General features: G+C 41.7%; 6 protein-coding genes. 4 read left to right on the forward strand and 2 right to left on the reverse strand.

Annotated elements, in window-relative coordinates:
* The first annotated feature begins 126 nt into the window (after positions 1-126).
* A complete protein-coding gene (locus ACG95_RS12620) occupies positions 127-642 on the forward strand; it encodes a VanZ family protein (protein ID WP_048000872.1) in 516 nt (171 codons plus the stop codon).
* A 281-nt stretch (positions 643-923) separates the two neighbouring features.
* The gene (locus ACG95_RS12625) at positions 924-2,195 is read left to right on the forward strand and encodes a DUF805 domain-containing protein (RefSeq protein ID WP_048000873.1); all 1,272 of its coding nucleotides are present in this window, start codon (positions 924-926) and stop codon (positions 2,193-2,195) included.
* Between the two features lie 128 nt (positions 2,196-2,323).
* Here ACG95_RS12625 and ACG95_RS12630 read toward each other — a convergent pair whose 3' ends face one another.
* Positions 2,324-3,313, reverse strand: coding sequence for a serine hydrolase domain-containing protein (locus ACG95_RS12630; RefSeq protein ID WP_082137377.1), 990 nt, complete (start codon positions 3,311-3,313; stop codon positions 2,324-2,326).
* A gap of 435 nt (positions 3,314-3,748) precedes the next feature.
* Here ACG95_RS12630 and pflB point away from each other — a divergent pair, with 435 nt between their 5' ends.
* A complete protein-coding gene (gene pflB / locus ACG95_RS12635; protein WP_048000875.1) occupies positions 3,749-6,004 on the forward strand; it encodes a formate C-acetyltransferase in 2,256 nt (751 codons plus the stop codon).
* Positions 6,005-6,036: 32 nt separating this feature from the next.
* A complete protein-coding gene (gene pflA / locus ACG95_RS12640; RefSeq protein ID WP_048000876.1) occupies positions 6,037-6,852 on the forward strand; it encodes a pyruvate formate-lyase-activating protein in 816 nt (271 codons plus the stop codon).
* 490 nt (positions 6,853-7,342) lie between these two features.
* Here pflA and ACG95_RS12645 read toward each other — a convergent pair whose 3' ends face one another.
* Complete coding sequence (locus ACG95_RS12645) at positions 7,343-7,645, reverse strand: metal-sulfur cluster assembly factor (RefSeq protein ID WP_048000877.1); 303 nt, start codon at positions 7,643-7,645, stop codon at positions 7,343-7,345.
* Between the last annotated feature and the right edge of the window lie 580 nt (positions 7,646-8,225).

The following is an 8,225-nucleotide window of genomic DNA, read 5'->3' on the forward strand; positions in this document are numbered from 1 at the left end:
GCAGCAACGTGTACTAATATACCAAGTAGGAATAAAAGTGTCAACACTTTTTCACTATTTTTCTCAATTAATAGCTAAACGCCCTGTTTTTCCTTATACTTACAGTAATAAAGGAGCGATTTTACTATGTTAGCTTGGCTACCATTCACACTTATTTCTATATTATTCATGTTAATGCTCTACGCTTGTTGGCGCACAACTACCAAACCGATCCGGTTATTTAAGCAATTGTGCTTAATTCTCTTCATCTGGATCATCACAGCGTTCTGCTACACCCCAACGAGCTACAACTTTGGCACTCAGCTCGTTCTGCACTACATTCAATGGGGACCCGTGAAATTAAACGTCATTCCCTTTCAGCAAATGGACATTGAGTTTTGGCTCAACGTCTTATTGACCGTCCCATTAGGTGGACTATTTATATGGAACTTTCCCGATCTTCCCTGGCGGCGAATCATCTGGCTTGGTTTATTAACCGGGTTGACCCTTGAATGTGGGCAATTCGTTCTCGATCTACTAGTAAACTTAAAACGCTGGGTCGACATTGATGACGTCATCACTAATTGGGCTGGCTTCATCATTGGAGCAGTTATCTATAAAATACTCCGGCGACTACCAGGGTTCCGCTGGTTGCAGCGCTAATCCTCACGCATTCACTTTACGATATTATCCCTATATATGGAAGAAAAGTTTCTGACACAACTAATTTCTGTTCACGAAGCTATCATTTATCGTTTCGTGAACAGAACGGAATCGATGAAAAAATGAATAAAATATGAATTTAGTGTTAATATTTTATTAATATTTTCATCAAGCTATGCTATGCTTATTGTCGACCGTCAAAAGCACTTGTTCGATCATAAAAAAAGTTACTTATATCTATATATATTTCGCCTAGTATAAGTATTCCAGGAGGAACATCGATGTCAGAATCAAAATTTTGTATTAACTGTGGAAAGGAAATTCCCGCAAACGCGACTTTCTGCTCCTTTTGTGGCACAACACAAGAAACAGTAGCTTCCACTGAAGGCCATGATACAAACTCACTGAACCAGAACAATGAGCCTAATCAGCCAGAACACGTCAATATGTGGACTGCACTAAAACTAGGAATGCGGCAAACCTTTACTTGGTCACAGCGGATTACGCGACCTCAATATTGGTGGCTTTACTTAGATTTGATGCTAATTTCTCTAGTTTTAACTATTGTATTTGGCATCACAGTATACAATCACCCTGCACTCATATTCAACCCGCTACACGTAAATCCTTTACAACTTATATTGTTACTAATTTATTCAGCACTTCTGACTTGGATTTCAGTGATGCAATTCACAGCTGGTGTCCGTCGGCTTCACGACAGCAACCGATCGGCTCATTATTTATGGTACTACTTTATTCCACTTGCCGGACCATTTTTAATCATTGTTTTCCTATGTCAACGTTCTAATGCTACCGGAAAACGCTTTGACCATTCGGCTAGCCACCCTACACCCTGGACACATAAATGGTGGACTTGGTGTATCTTAGTTCTGTGTACATTAGCATACGCTGCATTTGTTAACGCAACAGCTCGTGCCAATGCAATTGACTCCGCTCTGACTACAACGTCCAAGACTAACTCTAACAATAGTTACAATGATAGTGGCAGCGCAACTACTGCTAGTTCAGACTCAGACAGTGATAGTGAAACTAGTGATAGCTCGGACTCAAGTTCTAATAGCATTACCATTGACGATGACGACATTGATATCGCCGATCAAAAATCTTATAGTGCCTCATTTACCGATAGTAGCTGGGCTAACTCTACGTTTAAGATTGATAAGGTCACCGTCTATAAAACAGATGGCACTTACACTAATGGTAGCGGTAGTGATAAGAAAGATTTTAATGGTATCGTAAAAGTCCACATGAGTATCCACGCAGGGCGTGATATTTCTGCGTATCCAACACAAGCCAAACTCAGTACTAACGATGGTCAGCAAGTCGAGGCTGACATCGATAGTGATGATTTTGATGGTGATTTAAATAAGGGCACCGATGCTGACGGTAACCTATACTTCATTTTGCCAAAACTATCCACCGTTGAAAGCATTACAAGTATCCGTCTAAAATGGGATGCTAACTATGATACCGATAATTATGATGACGACAACGCTTATAAGACATTTGATACGTCGCTCAATTTAAATTAGTTCCAAGATTAGAGCCCGTAACTAAAGATACGTCGGGCTAGTATAAAAGGCAGGTACAGTGAAATCTTCGGATTTCACTGTACCTGCCTTTTAATTTAGAAACTGATATCACAGTCCCTTATTAATTTCTACTTTTCAAAAAACAAATCTAATACATGTTGGCGATCCTTGTTCCACGCCTGATTATCACTAGTTGGGTAAACGCGATTGGTAAGCATCACCATCCCAATCTGTCGATCCAGATCAAAAGCGATGGCTGGTCCAGTGAAACCAGTATGGAAATATTGGTGTTGTCCAGCATGACGTTCCCAACCAAGGGTCCGTCCCTGTTCATCATACTCGCCTAACCAGTCAAAGACATTTTCATCCAACACTCGTTTGCCCTGATACTCACCAAAGGCTAACATCATCTCTACGTAAACAGATAAATCAGTCAATGTAGAAAACAGACCTGCATGACCACTCTCGCCGTTCAGCAAGAAAGCTTTATAATCATGCACTTGGCCCTGAATCTGGCCTCGTCGTGGATCAAACTCCGTTGGCACAAAGCGAATCTTTGGTCGATTCAAGTTATACCCAGTATTCGTCATCGCTAGTGGGTAACAAATATGATCTTGAACACTACGAGCTAATGAACCGTCAACCGTCCGAATAATCCAACCCAGTAAGATGTAGCCTAGGTCAGAATAGACGTAAGTCGTTCCTGGTTCCGTCACAAGTGGCGCTTCATAGACCGCCTTGATTAGATCCTCACGATTCATTGCATCCGAAACAGCAATATCAGCTGGCAAGCCACTATTATGTAGCAATAGATTCTTGATCGTGATTTCAGGATGGTTGAAACCTGGTAAGAAACGCGCCACTGAATCCGTTAACCGAATCGTGTGATCCGATAGCAACTGAAAAATCCGTGTCGTCGTTCCGACAACTTTGGTTACCGACGCTAAGTCATAAATCATCGAGGCGTCTAATCCAATTGCAAATTCATCTTGGCCCTGTTTACCGTGATAATACTGATTAATTCCTTTAGGTGTAATTAAGCTAAAGGACGCTCCGTAAATATCTCCTGCATCAATACAACTATCAATATACTGTTCAATTTTTTCTAGCATTCGCAGTGCGTCCACCTTTCATCATTAATGAATCGTTACTCTCTAACTCATTAATTGGGTTATCTTTCTTTATAATAACGGACTTCTTCATAAAAGCAACGGCAAACGCCCATTCGTGTGCCAATATTGGCCAATCAGCTTCATTGACTAACTAGTTGAGTCTTCATCCTGTTATTAATTATATTCCACTTCTATATCAACGCCCACTAATCAGTAATAACTTTTTATAATTTAGTTTACTTTCCTAATGTTGCTAAACTGATGCTCGCCTGCTGCTACATCAACGTTCCCCGCTATCATACAACTAGAGGGACAATAAAAAAACATCAAGTTTGTGAAATTAATTTCCTGAAAGCGATTACAAACGCGATAAATAATGTTATCATTCAAATATAGAATTTATCAATCATTTGATTGGATTCAAATTATGGAGGCGAGAAAATGATTACATCAGAAACAAAAACAACCCCAGCTTGGAAAGGCTTCAAAGGTGGGCATTGGCAAGAAGAAATCAACATTCGCGATTTCATCCAAAACAACTACTCACAATATAACGGCGACGAAAGCTTCTTAGCAGGCCCAACCGCTGCAACCACATCTTTAAATGATCAAGTTCTAGAATTAAAGAAACAAGAACGTGCAGCCGGCGGTGTCTTAGATGCTGACACCAAAGTTGTCGCAACTATTACTTCACACGGTCCTGGTTACATTCAAAAGGATCTCGAAAAAATTGTTGGTCTACAAACTGACAAGCCACTAAAACGTGCATTCATGCCATTTGGTGGTATTCGGATGGCCGATGATGCCCTCAAAGCATACGGCTACACTCCTGATGAAGAAAACGACAAGATCTTCTCTGAATATCGTAAGACTCATAACCAAGGTGTCTTCGATGCTTACACTCCAGACATGCGTAAAGCTCGTCACTACAAGATTGTTACTGGTCTTCCAGATGCTTACGCACGTGGCCGAATTGTTCCTGATTTACCACGTGTCGCTGTCTATGGGATCGACCGTTTGATGAAAGAAAAAGCCAATGATTTTGCTCACATTGGTGATGGCGAACTTACTGATGACGTTATCCGTCTTCGTGAAGAAGTTCAAGATCAATACCGCGCCTTAGATGACATCAAGAAGATGGCTGCTAGCTACGGCTACGACATCAGTCAACCTGCCACTAACGCACAAGAAGCTGTTCAATGGATCTACTTTGCTTACTTAGCTGCAATCAAGACCCAAAACGGTGCCGCAATGTCTGTTGGTCGTATTGATACGGTTATGGATATTTTCATCCAACGCGACCTTGAAAATGGCGTCATCGATGAAAGCCAAGCTCAAGAATTAATCGATCAATTCGTTATGAAATTACGGATGGTTCGCTTCATCCGTACTGAAGAATACAACTCACTATTCTCTGGCGACCCAATCTGGGCAACCCTTTCAATGTGTGGTTTAGGTCTTGATGGCCAACATCACGTTACGAAGACTGCTTTCCGGATCTTAAAGACCTTGGACAACATGGGTGCAGCTCCAGAACCAAATATCACCATTCTCTGGTCAGAACGTTTGCCTGAAGACTTCCAACGTTACGCTACCGAAGTTTCAATCAACAGTTCAACGATCCAATATGAAAATGATGACTTAATGCGGGTACAATGGGGTACTGATTACTACGGTATTGCTTGCTGTGTTTCTGCACAACCAGTTGCCGATGGTCTCCAGTACTTTGGTGCTCGTGCTAACTTAGCTAAGGCTCTTCTTTACGCCATCAATGGTGGTCGTGATGAAATCGCCGGTGACCAAGTTGGCCCTGCCTACGAACCAATCACCTCTGAATACATCGATTACGATGAATTCATGCGTAAATTAGACAAACAAATGGATTGGTTAGCTGACGTTTACGTTAACTCATTGAATGCCATCCACTACATGCATGACAAGTATTACTATGAAGCTGCCCAATTAGCATTGAAGGATACCGATCTTAACCGGACCTTCGCTACTGGGATCTCTGGTTTATCACACGCCACTGATTCAATCTCAGCTATCAAGTATGGTCACGTTAAAGTTATCCGTAACGAAAAGGGTATCGCCGTTGACTTCAAAGCTGACAACGACTTCCCTCGTTATGGGAACAACGATGACCGTGCCGATGACATTGCAAAATGGTTAGTTAAAGAACTATACGCTAAGATGAATACTCATCATCTCTATCGTGGTGCTAAACTTTCTACTTCTGTTTTGACCATCACTTCAAACGTTGTTTATGGTAAGAACACGGGTACTACACCAAACGGTCGTCAAAAAGGCGAACCATTCTCACCAGGTGCTAACCCAGCATACGGCGCTGAAAAGAACGGGGCATTAGCTTCACTCCTCTCAACTGCCAAATTGCCATACCGTTACGCTACCGATGGGATTTCAAATACTTTCGGTGTAACACCAAGCACGTTAGGCCACGATCTTGAATCACGTAAAGATACTTTGGTCAACATGTTAAATGGTTACATGAACAACGATGGGATGCACTTGAACATCAACGTCTTCAATAAAGAGACCTTAATCGATGCTCAAAAACACCCAGAAGAATACCCAACATTGACGGTTCGTGTTTCTGGTTACTGTGTCTACTTCGCAGATTTAACTAAGGAACAACAAGATGACGTTATTTCACGGACATTCTTCGAACAAATGTAAGACTATTAAATTGATAAGAAGGTGAAAGGCTCATGGAAAACCAACAAGATGCAGTAGCTACTAAAAAGGAGCCTTTGATCGGTTACGTCCACTCTATCGAAACATTCGGTTCAGTGGATGGCCCTGGGATTCGCTACGTGGCTTTCCTTCAAGGTTGTCACATGCGTTGTCAGTATTGCCACAACCCTGATACGTGGAAGCTTAACGTTGGGGATCAGATGACAACTGATGAAATCCTTGCAGATGCTGCTAAGTACCGTGCTTTCTGGGGTAAGACTGGTGGTATTACGGTTAGTGGTGGTGAATCACTAGTACAGATTGACTTTATTCTCGAATTATTCGAGAAAGCTAAAGCCATGAATATCAGTACTTGTCTGGATACATCCGGTCAGCCTTTTACTCGGGAACAACCTTTCTTCGACAAGTTTGAACGTTTAATGAAAGTGACTGATATTTCATTAGTCGACATTAAGCACATCAACTCGGCCGAACATAAGAAGTTAACCCAGTATGGTAATGAAAACATCTTAGATATGGTTCAATATATGGCTGAACATCATAAAGATATGTGGATTCGTCACGTCCTGATTCCTCAACGGACTGACTATGATAACTACTTGACCGAATTAGGCGAATACATTGCTACAATTCCTAACAATGTTGTCCAAAAAGTTGAAGTACTCCCATATCACACAATGGGTGTTAAGAAATATCATGAAATGAAGATCAAGTATCGTTTGGAAGGCATCGAGTCTCCTACGTCAGACCGTGTTGCTAACGCTGAAAAGTTGTTACACACCGCGGACTACAATGGTTATAAGACTTGGATGCCACTACCAAAACTCTAGGTCATTCTTTTCAGACAAAAATAGCGTTGATATTACTACCGTTTCCGGTGGTGATATCAGCGCTGTTTTTGTCTTGCCGTTATTTATCTAAAAAGCAAAAACTAGTCACAACTTTCGCCTCCGATGGGCAATACTAGCTTAGCTGTGGGGACCGGGCCAAGCCTGAGGAACGGTCTTGTCCCTCGTTTTGGTCATTGACACACTTCGCCAATGACCAAAAGCGTCCGTGGCGTCATCCCGGAAAATCACCGGAATAACGCCACCTTCACAGCACCGCCAGCATTACCCACCTCCGGCTAGACTGGTTGATAGTTACAGTAGCTATGCTTCATGTAGTTTCATCAAATACCAAGTTCCATCCAAGAATCATTAACCGAATTCAACATACGCAGAGTCAACTAGTGAAATGTAGCGATAATTATAGTTAGTTACAAAAAAGGCCGCAGTCTTAGTAATAATTACCAAGCTTGCGGTCTCACAATAGCTATTATTAATGAATCCCTAGTTGTACCCGTGCTTCGCGTGACATCATCTTATCGGACCACACTGGTTCCCAGACGATTTCAATTTCAATTTCCTTGACCTGTGGCAACTTGATTAATTCATCATGAATATCCTTTGCTAGCCATTCCGTTAAGGGACAGCCCGCAATCGTCAACGTCATCGTAATCTCCGCAACGCCGTCATCCGTGATCTGGGCATCATAGATCAAGCCCAAACTAACTAGGTCGACTCCTAACTCAGGATCAATCACTTTACCCAGTGCTTCATACGCTTCTTCTTTAAAAGTCATCTCAAATCAGTCCTCTCTCTACCATCAAGTGGCTAAGCTAAACCAGCCGCCCTATCTAACTTTGCGATTCGCCCGTTAGCTGGTCCAAAGTACAATAGCACAGCCTTAATTCGGTTACAATTCATAAAGCGGTTACATTTCACTTACTAATTATACGTTGCTAGCGTTAAGATTCAATGAATTATTGAAAGTAATCTACTATTTACTCTCACTTTTTCATTTATCATAAGATCAATTATCTGCATCTGCTTACCAGCCAGCTCATTACAAGTCCACAAACCGCTATTTCACGCACTTTCAGCACTGTCGCTACTGCCCCCAAAAATATTTTGGAAAAAACAAGGCTTTTAGTTGTAACCGCTTACACAACGTGCTAATATACTAGGTGAGGAAAGGTAATAATCCTCCTTAGCAAGCTTCTCAAATGAGTTTAAGTTGTCGCTGTGATGCTAGACAACTTGCATCACCCAGTTGGGTCGTTATCGAAACCGTTTTGAGCATCTGTGTTATCGGTCTAGCGGAATTGTTAGATGCCTGAACACCGATCCTTGGATAAACGATAACCGCAGCAGAATCAATT

Origin of the sequence: Lactiplantibacillus herbarum (assembly GCF_001039045.1) — a bacterium.
Classification (GTDB): Bacteria; Bacillota; Bacilli; order Lactobacillales; family Lactobacillaceae; genus Lactiplantibacillus; species Lactiplantibacillus herbarum.

Excerpts from the sequence above, each read along its gene's own strand:
- ACG95_RS12620 (WP_048000872.1), top strand. The coding sequence starts at position 127 with ATGTTAGCTTGGCTACCATTCACACTTATTTCTATATTATTCATGTTA.
- ACG95_RS12625 (WP_048000873.1), top strand. The coding sequence starts at position 924 with ATGTCAGAATCAAAATTTTGTATTAACTGTGGAAAGGAAATTCCCGCA.
- pflB (WP_048000875.1), top strand. The coding sequence starts at position 3,749 with ATGATTACATCAGAAACAAAAACAACCCCAGCTTGGAAAGGCTTCAAA.
- pflA (WP_048000876.1), top strand. The coding sequence starts at position 6,037 with ATGGAAAACCAACAAGATGCAGTAGCTACTAAAAAGGAGCCTTTGATC.
- ACG95_RS12645 (WP_048000877.1), bottom strand. The coding sequence starts at position 7,645 with ATGACTTTTAAAGAAGAAGCGTATGAAGCACTGGGTAAAGTGATTGAT.